12 protein-coding genes are annotated in these 16,253 nt (G+C 42.9%); 8 read left to right on the top strand and 4 right to left on the bottom strand.

What is annotated here, in order from left to right; genetic code table 11:
* The first annotated feature begins 119 nt into the window (after positions 1 to 119).
* The 5 genes from HRT75_RS08445 (at position 120) to HRT75_RS08425 (ending at position 8,366) form a co-directional block, all read left to right on the top strand.
* A complete protein-coding gene (locus tag HRT75_RS08445) occupies positions 120 to 1,016 on the top strand; it encodes a FecR domain-containing protein (protein ID WP_291185132.1) in 897 nt (298 codons plus the stop codon).
* A 16-nt stretch (positions 1,017 to 1,032) separates the two neighbouring features.
* On the top strand, positions 1,033 to 3,537 hold the full coding sequence (locus HRT75_RS08440) for a TonB-dependent siderophore receptor (protein ID WP_291185129.1): 2,505 nt from the start codon (positions 1,033 to 1,035) through the stop codon (positions 3,535 to 3,537).
* Between the two features lie 819 nt (positions 3,538 to 4,356).
* Positions 4,357 to 4,887 (top strand): sigma-70 family RNA polymerase sigma factor, encoded by a 531-nt coding sequence (locus tag HRT75_RS08435; RefSeq protein WP_291185126.1) that lies wholly within the window; start codon positions 4,357 to 4,359, stop codon positions 4,885 to 4,887.
* A gap of 49 nt (positions 4,888 to 4,936) precedes the next feature.
* The gene (locus tag HRT75_RS08430) at positions 4,937 to 5,839 is read left to right on the top strand and encodes a FecR domain-containing protein (RefSeq protein ID WP_291185123.1); all 903 of its coding nucleotides are present in this window, start codon (positions 4,937 to 4,939) and stop codon (positions 5,837 to 5,839) included.
* Complete coding sequence (locus HRT75_RS08425; protein ID WP_291185118.1) at positions 5,826 to 8,366, top strand: carboxypeptidase-like regulatory domain-containing protein; 2,541 nt, start codon at positions 5,826 to 5,828, stop codon at positions 8,364 to 8,366. The genes HRT75_RS08430 and HRT75_RS08425 overlap by 14 nt, the downstream gene beginning before the upstream one ends.
* A gap of 1 nt (position 8,367) precedes the next feature.
* On the opposite strand, the gene argS is transcribed toward HRT75_RS08425, so the two are convergent.
* On the bottom strand, positions 8,368 to 10,140 hold the full coding sequence (argS, locus tag HRT75_RS08420) for an arginine--tRNA ligase (protein WP_291185115.1): 1,773 nt from the start codon (positions 10,138 to 10,140) through the stop codon (positions 8,368 to 8,370).
* A 120-nt stretch (positions 10,141 to 10,260) separates the two neighbouring features.
* On the opposite strand from argS, the gene HRT75_RS08415 reads away from it, so the two are divergent.
* The 3 genes from HRT75_RS08415 to HRT75_RS08405 all read left to right on the top strand — a co-directional run bounded on the left by HRT75_RS08415 (position 10,261) and on the right by HRT75_RS08405 (position 12,882).
* Complete coding sequence (locus HRT75_RS08415; protein ID WP_291185112.1) at positions 10,261 to 10,950, top strand: chromophore lyase CpcT/CpeT; 690 nt, start codon at positions 10,261 to 10,263, stop codon at positions 10,948 to 10,950.
* 4 nt (positions 10,951 to 10,954) lie between these two features.
* A complete protein-coding gene (locus HRT75_RS08410; protein ID WP_291185108.1) occupies positions 10,955 to 11,386 on the top strand; it encodes a hypothetical protein in 432 nt (143 codons plus the stop codon).
* 65 nt (positions 11,387 to 11,451) lie between these two features.
* Positions 11,452 to 12,882: an SDR family oxidoreductase gene (locus HRT75_RS08405; RefSeq protein WP_291185105.1), complete on the top strand. Its 1,431-nt coding sequence runs from the start codon at positions 11,452 to 11,454 to the stop codon at positions 12,880 to 12,882.
* On the opposite strand, the gene ctlX is transcribed toward HRT75_RS08405, so the two are convergent.
* Genes ctlX through HRT75_RS08390 form a run of 3 tightly spaced genes read right to left on the bottom strand, consistent with a single transcriptional unit; the run spans position 12,879 to position 16,103 of the window.
* Complete coding sequence (gene ctlX, locus HRT75_RS08400; RefSeq protein WP_291185102.1) at positions 12,879 to 13,814, bottom strand: citrulline utilization hydrolase CtlX; 936 nt, start codon at positions 13,812 to 13,814, stop codon at positions 12,879 to 12,881. The two genes, HRT75_RS08405 and ctlX, sit on opposite strands and share 4 nt — an antisense overlap.
* A gap of 52 nt (positions 13,815 to 13,866) precedes the next feature.
* Entirely contained in the window at positions 13,867 to 14,778 is a 912-nt protein-coding gene (locus tag HRT75_RS08395; protein ID WP_291185100.1) for an arginine deiminase family protein, read from the bottom strand.
* 38 nt (positions 14,779 to 14,816) lie between these two features.
* Positions 14,817 to 16,103, bottom strand: a complete 1,287-nt coding sequence (locus HRT75_RS08390) for a citrate synthase (RefSeq protein WP_291185097.1) — start codon at positions 16,101 to 16,103, stop codon at positions 14,817 to 14,819.
* Between the last annotated feature and the right edge of the window lie 150 nt (positions 16,104 to 16,253).

Raw genomic sequence — 16,253 nt, 5'->3', positions numbered from 1 at the left:
AAAAGCAGTTGAGAAAAGGATCTACACCGCCTTGGATAAACTAAGACAAGAAATAAAAGAATTGTAAGACTTGGGTAGGAATTTTACAGCTAGGGTTGTTCTATTAGTGACAAATTAATATGAAAAAGGAAAATTTGTTTTTAAGGTGGTTAGATCATAGCTTGAGTGAAGCGGATCGCACGGCGTTGCAAGACGACGAGCGCTTCAGTGCTTACGAAAAAATTTCCCAAGCTGCACAATACTTTCGGGCTCCGGAGTTTGACGCCAGCTCAAGTTACGATCGCCTCCGCTTAAAGCAACAACAAAAAACTAAAGTAAAACGATTAAAGCCTTGGCGCATTGCCTCTGCGATTGCCGCCATATTTGTTTTAGGATTCTTAGTTGTGAATTTAACTGCGGATGACTTGACTACCTACTCCACTGCTACCGCAGAATCCTTGGAAATAACTTTACCAGATGATTCCGCCGTACAACTTAATGCAGGTACTACATTGAGTTTTAATGAAGAAAAGTGGCAAGATGCAAGAACTGTTGCCTTAGACGGGGAAGCGCTGTTCAAAGTTGCCAAAGGAAGCACCTTTACTGTAAAGACAGAGGCGGGAACGGTTCAAGTTCTCGGTACAGAATTCAATGTGATTAACCGGGAAGGTCTGTTTGAAGTTACTTGTTACGAAGGACGAGTAGCTGTAGCCATTAACGGCAAAGAAACTGCAGAAATCACCGCTGGGCAGGGAATTAAATTTTTGAACAATAAAGCGAGTCGCTTTGAGACCGCAGTTAGCAATCCGAGTTGGATCAACAACAAATCGGTCTTTAAAAGTACGCCTTATCATATGATCTTGGCAGAACTAGAGCGTCACTACACGATTAAAGTAGATGCATCTGCCATTGATAAAAGTGTTATTTTTACTGGAAGTTTCACTCACCAAGATCTAGAAACTGCCTTGAAAGCAGTAACAGATCCGCTACAATTGAATTACAAGATTGACGGGGACCGAGTGACTATCACCAAATAATCACTGAACCAAAAGCGTGCGCAGCCGCATTCTATTACTACTACTCTTAACCCCTATTAGTGCCCTCTTTGGGCAGCAAACTGTTGCGCTTACGGATTATTTTCAGCAGTTAGAAGCTGAGTTCAACTGCACCTTTTCTTATGAGGATGCAGCGCTTACAAATCACAGGTATTCCTCATCAGACTTAGCCAGTAACCTCCCAACAGCCTTAGAAGCGCTTCAAGCCAACACCCTGTTTGATTATCAATTACTACAGGACAATACAGTTACAGTGGCACCAAAAAGCGGAGTTGGCAATTATTGCATTGTTGTCATTTCTAAAGAGACGGGACAAGCCTTGGAAGGGGCCAAGGTGAGTACTCCCTATCAGCTATTAATTACGGATGACCGCGGTAAAGTAAATGTCAGTTATGTGGATTCTTTGTTGGAATTTGAAGTTTCCTATTTGAGTTATGCCGATCACAGTGACCGGATTGACCCTAATTTGGTGTCTGGCATGTGTTACACCGTGGCACTGGCGCAACAAGCGGAATCTCTCAACCCCGTGATGCTCACGAATTTCATCACCAAGGGAATCAGCAAAAAAGCAGATGGTGCAGTAAACGTAAACTACGATGCCTTTGATATTTTACCTGGTCTTATTGAAAGTGACGTACTTCTTACCCTTAAGGAATTGCCAGGCATACAGAGTGTAAATGAAACCGTGTCTTTTTTAAATATTCGCGGCGGAACCAATGATCAAAATTTGATCCTTTGGGACGGAATTAAAATGTATCAAAACGGACACTTTTTTGGGCTGATCTCTGCGTTTAACCCCAATCTAACCAAAGAGGTCAACGTTTACAAAAGTGTTGGAAATGCTAGATATGGAGATGGTGTTTCTGGAATTATCTCTATGGAAGGTTCTGAGGATCTTATCCGTGAATTTAAAGTGAATGCTGGTCTCAATCTCTTAAGTGGAGATGTAATGGCAGAAATACCGATCAATGAGCAGCTGTCTGTAGAAGTGGCTGGGCGTCACTCTTTGAATTCACTTTTCACAACACCCACCTATGATGCGTACTTTGATAAGGCCTTTCAAAACACGGAGTTGCAATCGGCAGCTATGGCTAACCTTACCTCTGATGCGGACTTTAGATTTTTTGACGCACACTTTAGATTACAGTACGAACCAACTGACAAAGACAAATTCCGGCTGAGTTTACTCCGCCTAGGAAACCGTTTGGACTTTTTGGAAAACGGAATGTTGGAAGGTGAACCTCAAGCCAGACAGTCTAACCTTACTCAAGATAACTCCTCAGCAGGTTTCTTTTATCAGCGCAGCTGGAATCCGCGTTTGCAAACCTCTGTACAATGGTACGGCAGCGGTTACGAACTCACTGCCCTAAATGCGGATATAGAAAATGACCAACGTCTCATTCAAGAAAACGATCTGGTCGAAACGGGAATAAAGGTAGAGAACCAATGGCGTCTTAACTCACACTTAGTTTGGCAGCAAGGATACCAGTTCAATGAAACGGGAATCACCAATTTTGAGAATATCAATAACCCAAACTTTGAGCGCTTAGAAAAACAGGTGCTGCGCACACACAGCTTGTACAGCAGCCTTTTCTATGAAACAAATAATGGAAAGACCCGCATAGAAGCTGGGCTTCGGGCCAATCATATCAATAAATTCAATGAGGTTTTGGTGGAGCCAAGGGTTCGCATGATCCAGCGTGTTGGGCGTAATTTGAGTATTGAACTCTTGGGAGCACTCAACAGTCAAACTACCTCTCAGGTCATTGATTTGCAGAACGACTTTCTCGGTGTGGAGAACAGGCGTTGGGTACTTTCTGATTCTGAAAACATCCCAATCATCAAAGGCCGTCATTTGGGAATGGGATTCAGCTATCAGCGTAAGGGATGGCTTTTCAGCGCAGAGCCATACTGGAAAGAAATTAACGGGATCACCAGCCAAAGCCAAGGGTTTCAAGATCAATTTGAAGATCAAAGGACGCATGGAACGTATACTGTTGTCGGGTTGGATTTCCTAGCCAATAAGCAGTGGGAAAAGACCAATGTGTGGGTCAGTTACTCTTTGGCGCAAAACGATTATGATTTTGAAGAATTTGATCCCTCAGAATTCCGAAACAATTTAGACATACGTCACGTGCTGTCTTTGGGAGCCAACTTCAACTTAGGAAAATTTAACCTTGGAGCTGGCCTGAACTGGCACAGCGGAAGACCCTTTACTCCCGTAGGTGATAATTCAATTCCGCAAGTTGGTTTTGTGGACTACATGGATCCAAACAGCCAGCGTTTGGAGGATTATTTTAGAGTAGACGCCTCCGCTACCTATACTTATGATTTGAGTGAAAAAGTCCGATTGGTCAGTGGGATTTCGCTCTGGAATCTGTTGGGGAATGATAATGTGGTTAACACCTTTTATCGCGTCAATGACGATTTTGAAGTGCAACAAATTGACGATCTCGCCCTGCGTTTTACTCCAAACGCCACACTCCGTATTATAATAAAGTAACCATACTCTGTAACCTTAGGGTCTCACCCTTAAAAACAGAAGTCCAACACGCGCCTTTTGACCGGAAACAGTGAAGCGAAAACTAGCAGATGTTTTCATAATTGAAGGCTTTTTTGAGCTGCATAGCAGCGCTACGGAGCGAAAAAAAGACAAATAATACGGAAACAGGGGCAGTTTGCAGCCTCTGGTGTAGGTCAAAAGTGGCGTGAATAAATAAAAAAACCGCCCAAGGAGGCGGTATATTTTATTGGCGCAAAAAAAGATGATTAAAGGTAAGGAAGGCAGAGACCAATTGTAGGTTAAGGATATTGCATGCAACTTTATCTCAAAGACGCTACACCGTTTTTCGTTTAACCTAAAGAAATAGCTTTGGTGCCTCACTATACGTCTTAATGGGTTGCGGTCGGCTGCCGGCCTTACCTTTGGTGCTTTTAAAAAAGGGCGGTCAGCAACAAGAGGTAGTCATTATGAACAGAAACTTTTAACTAGCATCAAAATGAATAACTGTAGGTTTAAGGTTTCTTGCTGCTGATCGTGCCCAAAGATTCTAAGGATAATACTAACAGTTTAACTAATGTGACTTGTTATTGAAAAAAATAGCATTATTGCTTAAAATCAGTTCTCGGATTTCTCCTTTTCATAGATAGCTAATTTAAATGTCTTCTTGTGGAAGCACCGATCCGGCTAATCATCTTTTCAAAGAGCTTCGATCCTATTGGGTCGATTTGTAAGTAAAACAGGGCAGTCAAAAAAAACCCTACCAAAAAATTTAAAAAACTTTTAAATTATATTTACACCCCTTTAAAAACAAAGGATTAGATGGCCATCAAAAATTCACAGGACGAACCAAACGTTTGCGAAGAGCGCACTTATAACGCTCTTTACAGTGCGCATGGGCAAGCCCTGTGGAATTTCGCCTATTATAAATGTGGAAATGCAGACGACGCAAGCGACCTGGTACAAGAAGCCTTTGTAAAGCTTTGGAACAATTGCAGTAAGGTGAGTTTTGCGAAAGCCCGCTCCTTTTTATATACAGTGACCAACAACAGTTTCTTAAATGCTGTGGCGCATCAGAAGGTGGTACTCAATTATCGCAGCATGCAATCTTCTGGAGTGGATAAACAATCTCCTGAGTTTTTATTAGAGGAAAAGGAATACGGTAAAAAGTTGAATGCAGCTTTAAATACTTTGACAGAAGCGCAGCGAACCGCCTTTTTAATGAACCGTATTGACGGTAAAAAATACAAACAGATCGCAGAAGAGTTAGACATCAGTGTTAAGGCTGTAGAAAAGCGAATCAGTCAAGCATTGGTCAGTCTGAAAAAAAACTTGGATGGATTTAATAAATAAGGTAGGGTATTTCTGAATTGAACTGTTATACCCTTGAAAAAGAAATAGAATGAACAAGCAAGAGTTGCTTCATAAATGGATGAATGACGAGCTAACAGGAGCCGAAGAAAGCGCATTGCGCGAGGATCCTGAGATGCGCGCGATGATGGAAATTGCAGTACAAACACGCGGCATGGAGGCTCCTGAGTTTCCTAAGGACGCGGTATGGAAGAACATTCAGCAACTGAACAAACCTACTAAAGTGAGAACATTACAACCACTGAAGTTCATTGTTCGTATTGCGGCTGTTTTTGCCATTGTTGCCTTTTCATACGTATTCTGGCAAGGTTTAGATACCGATGTCAATACAGCTATTGCTGAAAAGACAGAGATCATACTTCCAGATCAGTCAGAAGTTGCTTTGAACGCTAATTCTTTTTTGACTTACAATCAGCAAGATTGGAAAGATGCCCGCACCCTTCGTTTGGACGGAGAAGCTTATTTTAAAGTGGCTAAAGGAAGTGCTTTTGTGGTAGAAACTGATCTTGGAGATGTTACTGTACTCGGAACTCAATTCAATGTTTTTGCACGAGAGAACCTACTTAAAGTGAGTTGCTTTGAAGGGGTGGTTTCTGTATCTTTAGACCAAGAGGTCATTACCTTGAGAGCTGGCGATGCCTTAGAGTTAGAGACAGGCAAAACTGTTAAGAATCTAACGACAAGCTTAAGCGCCCCGCGTTGGTTGCAAGATGAAAGCTCATTTAACAACGCACCTTTGACTCAAGTACTTAACGAATTGGAGCACTATTACAACATCCAACTAGAAGTAAGTGATATCGATCTGGAAAAGCGCTTTACTGGAAGCTTTACCCACCAAGATCTCGATATTGCCCTTCAATCAATTTGCAACCCGCTTCAAATGACCTACAGCGTTTTGGATAAAAACAAAGTAGTGTTGAATGAGGCTGAGTAAATCTGGGTACTTTTTTCTGATCAGTCTACTGCTACTGATCACTAGCACAACAGGCTTTGCACAAGAGCAGATCAAGCTCAGCACCTATCTCAAACAACTGGAGACACAAAACGATATTCGTTTCTCTTATGCTCCGGAGGCTATTGAGGATATATCAATTACCCCTACCACTACTCCAGATCTTCAAGCCAATATAGAATACATCAAGGCCAGAACGGGTCTGCAGATCACAAAGATCAATGAACGGTATTATTCCGTAAATGCGCCAAACAGCATTCATATTGTAGTTCTCGACGCCACTACAGGAGCCCCACTGCCTAACGCCAATGTGATGATCGCGGACCAAGGTGCGGGTTATACGACCAATGCGGAGGGTAGCGCTTATATTCCGAATCCGACCAATACCATATTTGTTGAAATACAATACTTGGGTTATCAAACAGTTGGTCTCAATCTGGGTCCTGTTGAATACAATACCGTAGTCGTTTCCTTAAAGCCCAGTGTAGATCAATTGGAAGAGGTACTGCTTCAGCCGGTTTTTACTCAAGGTATTTACAGAACTAATGACGGTTCCTATCGATTCAATACAGAGAAATTTGGACTCCTTCCTGGGATCGCAGAAACGGACGTACTACAGATCTCTCAAACCCTGCCTGGGGTTGAAAGTGTGGATGAAACGGTATCCAACATTAATATTCGAGGCGGAAGTAACGGAGAGAATCTTTTGCTTTGGGATGGAATGCGTGTCTATCAAAGCGGACACTTTTATGGACTGATTTCCGCAATCAACCCCTATATCACAGAAGACGTGTTTATTTATCGCAACGGAACCCACAGCCGTTATGGAGAGAGTGTATCTGGAGTGATTGATCTAAAAGCGATGGACGAGGTCACCGATCAAATCCACGGAAAAGCAACCTTAAACCTTTTACATGCCAACGCCTTTTTAGACATTCCGATCAGTAAAAAGCTATCGGTTATGGTAGCAGGGAGAAGGTCTTTGAACGACCTCTACCAAACTCCTATCTACAACAGTTATTCAGAACGAGTATTTCAAGATACACAGATCACCAACTTGGCCACTCCCAATGATCAATCAGATTTGAACACCTCAGAAGACTTCAACTTTTTTGATATAAGTGCGAAGGTCTTATACAATCCTTCACAAAAGGATCGTCTGCGTTTAAACTTCTTGGCTATAAATAATAATCTCAACTTCAATCAGAATCTTTCCAACGACGCCTTTGAACTCAGCGAAACCAGTGAACTCAACCAAGAGAACATAGCCGCTGGATTACACTGGCAGCGCACATGGAACAGCAAATGGAGCAGCACCGTTGGAGCTTACCGCAGTCAATACAATCTGGATGCAGCAAATTTTGAACTCCTAACCACAGAATTTGACACCCAAGGCAATGAAGTGATCTCCTTTGTAGGTCGAGCGCAATTACTGTATCGACATAAAAAGAACGTCCAATGGGAAGCCGGTTATGAGTTCATTGAGACGGGTGTAACCAACAGTGATCAGACCACCACTCCAGAATTCAGACGCCGAGTCAAAGAAGTTTTGGTAGGACATCACTTGTACAACCAACTGGACTGGAATCCCTTTAACGGCAAAACTCAGATCAATGCTGGTGTACGATTAACTCATTATCCGAAGATCAACGAATATCGTTTTGAACCAAGACTTAATTTGCATCAAAAACTCGGAGCTGGATTTGCTCTTGAATTCCATGGAGAACTTAAAAGTCAAAGTATTTCTCAGGCTGTAGCTTTCCAGAATGAATTTTTAGGGGTAGAAAACCGCAGGTGGATCCAAGCAAACGGCAATGAGATTCCACTGATCACCAGTGAGCAATGGTCTACTGGACTGGTTTGGAATAAACGCAACTGGCTGATCAACTTAGAGTATTTTGAAAAATCTGTTGAAGGCATTAGTGCAACAACGCAAGGTTTCCAAAATCAATTTGCCAATAGCGCTGCTTTAGGATCTTATCAGGTCTTTGGTTTAGAGCTCATTGTCAATAAACGTTGGCGCGGACTCGGAGCTTGGTTAGGTTATACTTACTCCAACAATGATTATCAGTTCGATTCCTTTGATCCGCAATCATTTGCCAATAACCTAGACATCACACACTCCTTGCGAGCAGCGATTAGTTATGACCTAGGACGCTTGAGTACAGTTTTTGGATTGCAATGGCGCAGCGGAAAGCCCTTTACGCTTCCACTAGGTGAAGCACCCTCAGCCATTCAGGACACGGAAGACATTCCGTTTAGCGCTCCCAATGCGGAAAGACTCACCTCCTACTTTAGAGCAGATCTGTCTTTTAAATATATTGTTTTGGATAAGTCGGGTTATACCCTAAAAGCCAATGCCGCCTTTCAAAACATCTTTAACAACAACAATTTATTGGATCGTTATTTTGTTTCTCAACAAATTGGAGAAGACCAGTTTGCGATCAATCAGATTGAAAACAGATCGCTGCGTTTCACACCAAACTTCGCTTTGGAGCTCAGCTTCTAAATTACATGCGCTCGGGCGCAGCAATTCCCAATAAGCTTAGCGCTTTTTCAATGGTTTTGCCGACTGTCTGAGATAGTGATACTCTGAATCGCAATTGCTGAGGAGAATCTGCAGCAAAGATGGGTACGTTCTGGAAGAAGGAGTTATAGGCCTTTACCAGATCATAAACATAATTCGCAATCAAAGCAGGACTGTGTTGCGCTGCTGCCAAATTAACGGCTACCGGATAATTCTGCAATTCCTTGATAACAGCGCGCTCTTTTTCTGTAAGCGATACGGCTGCTGCTGGAGCCAAGTCCATAGTGGCCGCCTTGCGCAGGATCGCTTGAATACGCGCGTAAGTGTATTGAATGAACGGCCCTGTATTTCCTTGGAAATCTACAGAAGCCTCTGGATCAAATAAGATTCGTTTTTTAGGATCTACCTTAAGGATGTAGTATTTCAAAGCACCCAAACCAATGTCTTGATACAGCGCCTGTTTTTGAGCATCCGTATAGCCATCAAGTTTTCCGAGTTCAGAAGCGATTGTTCCAGCCGTTGTTGCCATTTCTTCAATCAGATCATCGGCATCAACTACTGTCCCTTCTCGACTTTTCATTTTCCCACTCGGTAGGTCGACCATCCCATAACTCAAATGGAAAAGATTTTCTGCCCAGCTATAACCGAGCTTTTTCAGGATCAAAAACAAAACCTTAAAGTGATAATCCTGTTCATTCCCAACGGTATAGATCATCCCCTTAGCATCGGGCATGTCCTTGATTCTCTGGATGGCAGTCCCAATGTCCTGGGTCATGTAAACTGCGGTCCCATCACTTCTGAGTACCAATTTTTCATCAAGGCCTTCATCGGTGAGGTTACACCAAACAGAACCATCCTCTTTTTTAAAGAAGACGCCCTTGGACAATCCTTCCTCAATATTTTCCTTCCCTAATAAATAGGTATTGCTTTCATAGTACAGGGTGTCAAAATCAACACCCAAAGCCTCATAGGTAGCATCAAAACCTTGATACACCCATCCATTCATCGTCTCCCAAAGGGCTACGGTTTCTGGGTCACCAGCTTCCCACTTGCGCAGCATTTGTTGTGCTTCTAGTAGTAAAGGCGCTTGTTCCTTTGCTTCGGATTCTGACTTGCCCGCAGCGATCAATTCTTGCTGTTGTGCTTTATATTCTTGGTCGAATTTCACATAGTACTTCCCAACCAAATGATCACCCTTTAATCCACTTGATGCTGGAGTCTCACCTTCACCAAATAATTTCCAGGCCAACATGCTTTTACAGATGTGAATCCCGCGATCATTGATGATCTGAGTTTTATACACCTTTTTGCCGGCAGCCTTTAAAATCTCTGCCACAGAATATCCCAAAAGTATGTTTCGAATGTGTCCGAGGTGTAAGGGCTTGTTGGTATTCGGAGAAGAATACTCGACTATTACAGCCTCTTCACCCTGCGGTTGATGACCAAAATCAGCATAAGATGCAATGCCCTCAAATGCCTCATAAAAGTAGGCATCGCTCAAAGACAGGTTCAAAAATCCTTTGATGACATTAAACCCAGTTACCGCTGCTAACTCAGCTTCTAAATAAGCTCCTAAAGCTTCACCAATTGCTACTGGATTCCCTTTTACAACGCGCAACATCGGAAACACAACTACGGTGATATCGCCCTCAAACTCTTTACGTGTGGCTTGGAATTCTACCTCTGAGAGCTCCGCCTGATAAAGGCTTTTGAAAGCAGCTTGAATGTGGTTTGTCAATAGGGATTGCAAGTCCATAGCATCTATGATTTTAAGCCCCCAAAGATAAAATTTTTATTCCACTTGAAATGGCGGTATCTTTGTAAAAGAACCACCTATGCTGCAATTCGTCAAGCGCAGCCACCAGTTATATTAAGCATGAGAGCACTACCCAACATTCTAGGCATTTTTCTGTTTCTACTCACTGTGATGAGTTGTAAAGAACAAGGCCAAACACAACCTGTTTCTGATGAAGCGCAAACCGTTGTTGAACCTAAAGATGCTGTTTTAGATAAGCTCTTTACAATGATGCAAGGTTCTTTCAATTCTGGGAAACAGGCGCAAGCAGACAGTAGTTATTTTGACATCAGTTTGCATATGGCGCCGATTTGGCCAGAACAAGGAAACTTTCTCTATGTGGAGCAGGCCGTGAGTGCTAATCAAGACCAAACAGATCGCCAAAGAGTCTACAAGTTAGAACGCATGGATGAAACTCGAATTGGATCTATAGTTTATGAAATCCCTAACGATTCACTTTGGATCGGGAAGTGGAAAACACCGGAAGCTTTCAGCAGCTTAAGTCCAGACGATTTGGAAATTCGTCAAGGTTGCACGGTGTTTTTACAAGCCACGGCAGATGGAGGTTTCTCAGGAAGCACGAATGAAATGAGCTGTTTGAGCAGCCTTCGTGGAGCTTCTTATGCTACGTCTAAAGTTTCTGTTTATTCCGATCGGATCGAATCTTGGGACCAAGGTTTTGATGCAGAAGGCAATCAGGTTTGGGGTGCGGAAAAAGGTGGTTATGTGTTTGACAAGGCGGATGCAACCGAGTCGAACCCATCAGAATAAACCCATGATCCTCAACACCTCCTACAACAATAAAGAAACAAGACGCAAAATAGACGACCTACTCGGCAAACCCTTTACACTGCGCGAACGAATAAAACGCAAGGGAATCGGTTCTCCTCATATGCCCATATCACAAGCGAGTATTCAAATTGATAACTTGCTCAAACTGGATAACAACAGAAACGTCTGTAATATTGAAATGCGTCCTAACGGAATCATTTTAGGATTCCGGTCCCTACTAGAATCTTACGGATTGATCATCCCTTATTACAAATTAGTGCTTTTTAAAGGTGAGGCGGAGACCTATTCAGTCCACATGGACAGTTATCGCGTGGCTATAACCGCTCGAATCAAAGATAAAAGCATTCATAAGTTCATGAAAAAACTCATGGAAGCAAAGGCCTCCTATGACGCAAGCGTTGCCGGCCCAATTTAATTTTTGTAACTTCATAGGATCAGCTACTAAACCCTTAGACGCTTAAGCAATTTAAATTCACAAGGGTGAAAATTCTACTTACTGGAGCCAATGGTTATATCGGCATGCGACTACTTCCGTTGCTGGTCAAGGAAGGGCATGAAGTGATTTGCGCCGTGCGCAATCCTGCAAGACTTTCTATTAATGACAATCTGCGAGCTCAAATTGAGATCGTTACGATTGATTTTCTAGAAGAGCCTAAACCGGGCCTGCTTCCAAAAGACATTGATGTTGCCTATTACTTGATCCACTCCATGTCTGCCTCCACCTCTGATTTTGATGAAAAAGAGGCACGTTCCGCGAAGAATTTTAACGAACTCCTCCAAGAGACCCAATGTAAACAAGTTATCTATCTGGGCGGAATTGTCAATGAAAATGAACTGTCCAAACACCTGTCTTCCCGCAAGAATGTAGAAGACATCCTTGCAGAAGGCCACGCAGCCTTGACTGTCTTACGAGCGGCAATCATTGTAGGCTCCGGAAGTGCTTCCTTTGAGATCATCAGAGACCTCTGTGAAAAGCTGCCTCTAATGATCACTCCCAAATGGGTGAAAACCCGTTGTCAACCCATTGCGATAAGAAATGTGATCCAATACCTCATTGGAGTTTTGGGTCACGAAAAGACCTATAACGAGGTCTTTGATATTGGAGGCCCAGACGTTTTGACCTATAAGGAAATGATGAAAACCTATGCACGGGTTCGAAAGCTGCGATTACTGATCTTAGATGTACCGGTAATGACTCCAAAGCTATCTTCTTATTGGCTTTATTTTGTCACCTCAACATCCTATCCTTTGGCAGTGAATTTGGTAGACAGCATGCGGATTGAAGTGATCACCAAAGACCGTCGCCTGCGGCAATTACTGCAAATAGAACCTATACCCTATCAAAAGGCTATTGAATTGGCCTTTGAACGTATTGAACAGAATCAAGTGATCTCCAGTTGGAAAGACTCCTTAGTTGCCGGTCGATTTACTGAAGATCTTAAAAAATATGTCAAGGTGCCTTCATACGGCTGTGTGAAAGATCACCAAAGCCTGCCTATTGAAAATTCCAAAGAAGTACTCAACAATATATGGTCCATTGGAGGAACTCGTGGTTGGTATTACGGGAACGCCCTGTGGAAGATCCGTGGCTATATTGATAAACTAGTAGGTGGTGTTGGTCTTAGACGCGGACGCACACATCCCGACAAGATCTTTGAAGGCGATGCTTTGGACTTTTGGCGTGTAATTTTGGCCGATAAAAAAGCGAAAAGACTACTGCTATTCGCAGAAATGCGTGTCCCTGGTGAAGCTTGGTTGGAGTTTGAGATCGATGCTAATAATGTCTTGCACCAAACTGCAACCTTTAGACCAAGAGGATTGACAGGACGACTTTATTGGTACGCCATGTTGCCGTTCCACTATTTTATATTCAGTGGAATGATTCGGAATATTGCTACGAAGAGGTTTTAAGCGCGTGGTAAGAACACTTCTGCCATCATACAACGTGCACTGCCACCACCGCAGGTTTCAATAACTGTAAGTGAACTACTTAAGATTTCACAATGCGCCTCAATTTGAGCGATCTGCTTTTGGGTAAGCGAATCATGTGCTGCCTTTGACATAACCATATACTTTTGACCTGCTTCATTGCGAACCTGCAACATATTCCCTGCAAAAGCGTGCATTTGAGCCTCAGTGATGTCTACAATTTCCTTGCCTGATTCTTTGATGTGACTCACCAAGTTTTTGCGCTGCTTGGAATCATCTATACTTGCTAAACAGACTACCGCAAAATTTTCTGCTAAAGCCATCATAACATTGGTATGGTAAATGGGCAGTCGTTGTCCATCAACCGTTTGATTGGCTGTAAAGATAACCGGAGTGAATTCAAAATCTTCACAGAATTCAATGAGTAGTTCTTCATGCGCTCTATCTGACAAGGCACAGTACGCTATGGAATTGACACGATCTAGAAGCAGAGAACCCGTCCCTTCTAAAAAGACCCCTTCATCCTCGGCAGCTGTATAATCGGTAATAGAATCAATTTTAAATCCAGCAGCCTCAACTGCTTCAATGACCTCTTCTCTACGCTCACGACGCCTGCTCTGCGCAAACATTGGATACAAGACCACTTGTCCGTCTTGGTGGAAACTCACCCAGTTGTTTGGAAAAACGGCATCTGGGGTGTTGTCACTTTTGACATCATCTACAACAATAACACGAATTCCCTTGTCGCGTAAACTGGCTACGAAACTGTCAAATTCGGCCACAGCCTTGTCATTCAAGGCTTGATCGCTAAGTCCGGCGATCTCTTGCTGAAAATAATTATTGACGGCTGTTTCTGGATTGGAATTGAAACTGGCCGGACGCACCATTAGCAGGGTATCAGTTATCTGTTGCATGCTTGTTTTTTTGGCAAATTTAAATAAGTAAATCGGAATTATTATACCAAAATTAATCCCTAATCAAAGGCAAAGTACTGCATCTTAAAAGTCCTTCCTGCTTGGCGATCTCTGCATAAGGAACTTCCTCTACAGTAATGCCGTGGCTGCGCATCCAAGTATTGAGACGGCTGAAGTTTCTCTCAGAAATCACTACATCTGGAGCAATTGAAAATACGTTAGAGAACATATTGTACATCTCGTCTTTGTCAATATGGAAGCAGTTGTCCACACCAAAATGATTCACCAACCATAAATACTCATGTTCATTGAGAAAACCTTCTTTATGGATGATGCATTTGTCATGCCCTATCGGCTGAAAACAACAATCCAAATGCAAGGCATTGTCACGCGCTACGGTATTGGATTTGCGCAGTTCAAAAGCTTTTACAATTCTGTTTGGGAATTCCGTTTGAAGTGCTTTTACAGCATTATCGTTGGTGCGGGCTGTGATATAGCTGGGATAATCCTCACCCGTATAGGTCCCGACAAAAAGATAATCTCCCCAAGGCATTACATCTCCTCCTTCCACGTGACACTCTTCTGGAAAGCTTATGCGTTTGTCTTTGGGAATGGTTTCCCAAACATGACGAATGGCCTCGAACTCGTTGGCTCTATCCGGTAGGATATTGGCTTTCACCATTTTGTCGTCTATGACAAAAGCAATGTCTCTTGAAAATATCTGATTGCAATTCTCGATCAACTCCGGACGATATACGGTCACATCGTACTTTTTGAGTACGCCTGCAACGGCTTCCATTTCTGGAACCATGTCTTTTTCTAACGGATAGGTCCCTGCTAGGACATGCGCCAAGCTCTTGGGATCATAACAATCTTCTGGTTTTGGAGTGGGCCCGTTACTGTCTGCTCTGCCTAATACTACGGCCCTAAGCCGAGCAGTCTCGTTGGTAATGTTTAGTTGCATAAAAAGAAAGCTCCATGATTTCTCATGAAGCTTTTAGATTATCGTTGATAAATGGGCTTAAACTCGCGGTGGTTCTCCCCGATATAAATTTGTCTTGGCCTACCGATCGGCTCTTTGCGCAGGCGCATTTCACGCCATTGGGCGATCCAACCTGGAAGACGTCCTAACGCAAACATAGGCGTAAACATCTCCGTCGGAATACCAAGGGAACGGTAGATGATCCCTGAATAGAAATCAACGTTTGGATACAGTTTGCGATCTACGAAATACTGATCCTCCAACGCTTCTTTTTCTAGACCTTTGGCAATTTCCAATACCGGATCTTCAACACCTAGGTCTCCAAGTACCTCATCGGCAGCTTTTTTGATGATTCGTGCACGTGGATCAAAGTTCTTGTACACGCGGTGTCCGAATCCCATCAAACGGAAAGGATCACTCTTGTCCTTGGCCTTAGCCATATATTTCTTAGTATCACCACCGTCTTCACGGATGGCTTCTAACATTTCAATTACTGCCTGGTTCGCTCCACCGTGCAAAGGTCCCCATAGGGCGTTGATCCCTGAAGCCAAACTTGCAAACAGTCCAGCATGAGAAGAACCAACAATACGCACCGTACTTGTAGAACAGTTTTGTTCGTGGTCTGCGTGAAGGATCAAAAGTTTATCCAAAGCATCCGTAACCACTTTATTAGACACGTATTCTCCGCTTGGCTTTTTGAACATCATTTTCAAGAAGTTCTCGACGTATCCTAAAGAATCATCTCCGTAGTCTAAGGCCAATCCGCTACGCTTGCGATATGCCCAGGCTGTCAACACAGGGAATTTCCCAAGGATTCGAACAATAGCTAAATACATGGCCTCTTCTGAATCCACATCCACAGAGGATGGATTGAAAGCGATAAGCGCATTGGTCAAAGAAGACAAAACGCCCATTGGGTGCGCCGACTTTGGAAAGCCGTCTAATATTTTCTTCACATCTTCATCAACGTGTGAGTGATGCTTGATGTCCGCGTGGAACTTGTCCAGTGTTTCTTTGTCTGGCAATTCTCCAAAAATCAACAAATAGGCCACTTCCAAGAAATCTGCCTTCTCTGCAAGCTCCTCAATAGAGTATCCGCGATAGCGTAAAATACCATTCTCACCATCTAGGTAAGTAATAGCACTCATACAAGAACCGGTATTTTTATACCCAGGATCTATGGTTACCACACCACCGGTGGCACCACGAAGGGTTTTGATGTCTATGGCAAGCTCATTTTCTGTTCCCTCAACCATAGGAAACTCGTACTTCTTTCCATCAATTTCTAGCGTAGCAATTTTTGTCATAGGTGTAATAAATGTTGATTTATTGGTGTTCTAGCAAATTTACGAAATATCGACCGAAAATTTTAACATTTGACAATTACACCTTGATGATTTAAGCTTTTATTAACGGATTGACAAGAAATAAAAAAACCGCCTCAAGGGCGGTTTTGA

Source organism: Gilvibacter sp., assembly GCF_013214815.1.
Taxonomy (GTDB): domain Bacteria; phylum Bacteroidota; class Bacteroidia; order Flavobacteriales; family Flavobacteriaceae; genus Gilvibacter.
Note: the sequence above shows the minus strand (reverse complement) of the source record. Positions and strands in the feature narration are given on the sequence as shown.

What these genes read in the sequence shown, in the direction of transcription:
- argS (WP_291185115.1), bottom strand. Translation starts at nt 10,140, where the DNA reads ATGGACTTGCAATCCCTATTGACAAACCACATTCAAGCTGCTTTCAAA.
- HRT75_RS08445 (WP_291185132.1), top strand. Translation starts at nt 120, where the DNA reads ATGAAAAAGGAAAATTTGTTTTTAAGGTGGTTAGATCATAGCTTGAGT.
- HRT75_RS08430 (WP_291185123.1), top strand. Translation starts at nt 4,937, where the DNA reads ATGAACAAGCAAGAGTTGCTTCATAAATGGATGAATGACGAGCTAACA.
- HRT75_RS08415 (WP_291185112.1), top strand. Translation starts at nt 10,261, where the DNA reads ATGAGAGCACTACCCAACATTCTAGGCATTTTTCTGTTTCTACTCACT.
- HRT75_RS08410 (WP_291185108.1), top strand. Translation starts at nt 10,955, where the DNA reads ATGATCCTCAACACCTCCTACAACAATAAAGAAACAAGACGCAAAATA.
- HRT75_RS08390 (WP_291185097.1), bottom strand. Translation starts at nt 16,103, where the DNA reads ATGACAAAAATTGCTACGCTAGAAATTGATGGAAAGAAGTACGAGTTT.
- HRT75_RS08425 (WP_291185118.1), top strand. Translation starts at nt 5,826, where the DNA reads ATGAGGCTGAGTAAATCTGGGTACTTTTTTCTGATCAGTCTACTGCTA.
- HRT75_RS08395 (WP_291185100.1), bottom strand. Translation starts at nt 14,778, where the DNA reads ATGCAACTAAACATTACCAACGAGACTGCTCGGCTTAGGGCCGTAGTA.
- ctlX (WP_291185102.1), bottom strand. Translation starts at nt 13,814, where the DNA reads ATGCAACAGATAACTGATACCCTGCTAATGGTGCGTCCGGCCAGTTTC.
- HRT75_RS08435 (WP_291185126.1), top strand. Translation starts at nt 4,357, where the DNA reads ATGGCCATCAAAAATTCACAGGACGAACCAAACGTTTGCGAAGAGCGC.